The organism is Peribacillus sp. NPDC097225 (assembly GCF_044761955.1).
Classification (GTDB): Bacteria; Bacillota; Bacilli; order Bacillales; family DSM-1321; genus Peribacillus.
The window spans coordinates 1-1,705 of sequence record NZ_JBIWDJ010000021.1 but is presented as its reverse complement, the minus strand read 5'-3'; the positions used below and the strand labels follow the sequence as shown (position 1 = coordinate 1,705).

The following is a 1,705-nucleotide window of genomic DNA, read 5'->3' as shown; positions in this document are numbered from 1 at the left end:
TGCCCTCGCACCCGAGAAGGCCGGCGGGCAGCAGTAATCCTCACACGAACCAAGCACGAGCCGAACCGTCAAAACCGACGCGGTACCGCCCTGTGTCCGCAGCCTTTCCCTCCATTCGAGCCAACCCATCGGCAGGGTCCCGATGCGCCGCCGTTCCTTTGGCCGTGGGATCGGCGGCGAGAGCGCTCAAATACAACAGAATTGGCTCGGAAACCCCCGTGGGTCAACACATAATCATCAGCCATGTCTTCTGCCCGCCGTGGTGCGGAAGAGTTCCACGACCACCACGTATACCCCAACAGCGATGCCGCAGCGAGTAGTTTACAGCCCACCAGGACTGCGAGGCCTGCGTCCGGGGACTGTTTCGTAATCGGTGTTTTGGCCCGAGACGCTGAGTGAATGCTCGGCGAGGAGGTGCCGAGATGACGACACTGGAGAATGTGACGAAGAAGAGGGCCGAGCCCTCCGCGGAAGCTGCGGCGGCCGCGGAGTTGGTGCGCCTGGCCAAGGAGCAGGGCCTGTCGCTGACCGGGCCGGACGGTTTGCTCAAGCAGTTCACTAAAACCGTTCTGGAAACCGCACTGAACGAGGAGATGACCGAGCACCTCGGGCACGACAAGAACCAAGCTCCGGCCGATCGGGAGTCTACGAATATTCGCAACGGGACTCGGTCGAAAACGGTGTTGACCGAGGCCAGTGGGCATGTCCCGATCGAGGTCCCTCGTGATCGGGAAGGGACGTTCGAGCCGCAGATCGTCAAGAAACGCCAACGTCGATTGAACGGGGTCGATGAGATCGTGTTGTCGTTGTACGCCAAAGGATTAACGACTGGTGAAATCAGTTCGCATTTCGCTGAAATCTACGGGGCCTCGGTCTCGAAGGAGACCATCTCGCGGATCACCGACAAGGTCCTCGAGGAGATGCAGGACTGGTCTGCCCGTCCGCTCGACGAGGTGTACGCGGCAGTTTTCGTCGATGCGATCGTCGTCAAAGTTCGAGACGGGCAGGTCGCAAACCGGCCGATCTACGCGGCGATCGGCGTCAGTCTCGACGGACGGCGCGACGTGCTCGGATTGTGGGCCGGCACCGGCGGTGAGGGCGCCAAATTCTGGATGTCCGTGCTGACGGACATTCGCAATCGCGGCACTCGGGATGTGTTCTTCCTGGTCTGCGACGGATTGAAAGGCCTGCCGGAAGTCGTCGAGAACGTATGGCCGGCCACGACGGTACAAACGTGCGTCGTGCATTTGATCCGCAACACCTTTCGGCTCTCGGGACGTCAACACTGGGACGCACTCAAACACGATCTCAGACCGATCTACACGGCACCGACCGAGGCTGCCGCTCACGCGGGGCTGGACGATCTCGCCGAGCACTGGGGTGAGAGGTATCCGGCGATCATCCGATTGTGGACCAACGCTTGGCAGGAGTTCATTCCGTTCCTCGATTACGACACAGAGATACGGCGAGTGCTCTGCTCTACCAACGCGATTGAGTCCCTCAATGCCCGCTATCGGAGGGCGGTGAAAGCTCGTGGCCATTTCCCTACCGAGGCGGCTGCGCTGAAGTGTCTGTATTTGGTGACACGTTCGCTCGACCCGACAGGCAAGGGCCAGGCACGATGGATAACGAGGTGGAAGCCCGCTCTGAACGCGTTTGCGATCACGTTCGCCGATCGTTGGCCGGGATCGGAAACTTACTGATG

1 protein-coding gene is annotated in these 1,705 nt (G+C 60.7%); it reads left to right on the top strand.

Going from position 1 to position 1,705, the window contains the following annotated elements; translation table 11 throughout:
- The first annotated feature begins 422 nt into the window (after positions 1 to 422).
- The gene (locus ACIQXH_RS20380; RefSeq protein ID WP_030537341.1) at positions 423 to 1,703 is read left to right on the top strand and encodes an IS256 family transposase; all 1,281 of its coding nucleotides are present in this window, start codon (positions 423 to 425) and stop codon (positions 1,701 to 1,703) included.
- Positions 1,704 to 1,705 lie beyond the last annotated feature (2 nt).

Coding starts and splice junctions, on each gene's coding strand:
- ACIQXH_RS20380 (WP_030537341.1), top strand. CDS start 423: ATGACGACACTGGAGAATGTGACGAAGAAGAGGGCCGAGCCCTCCGCG.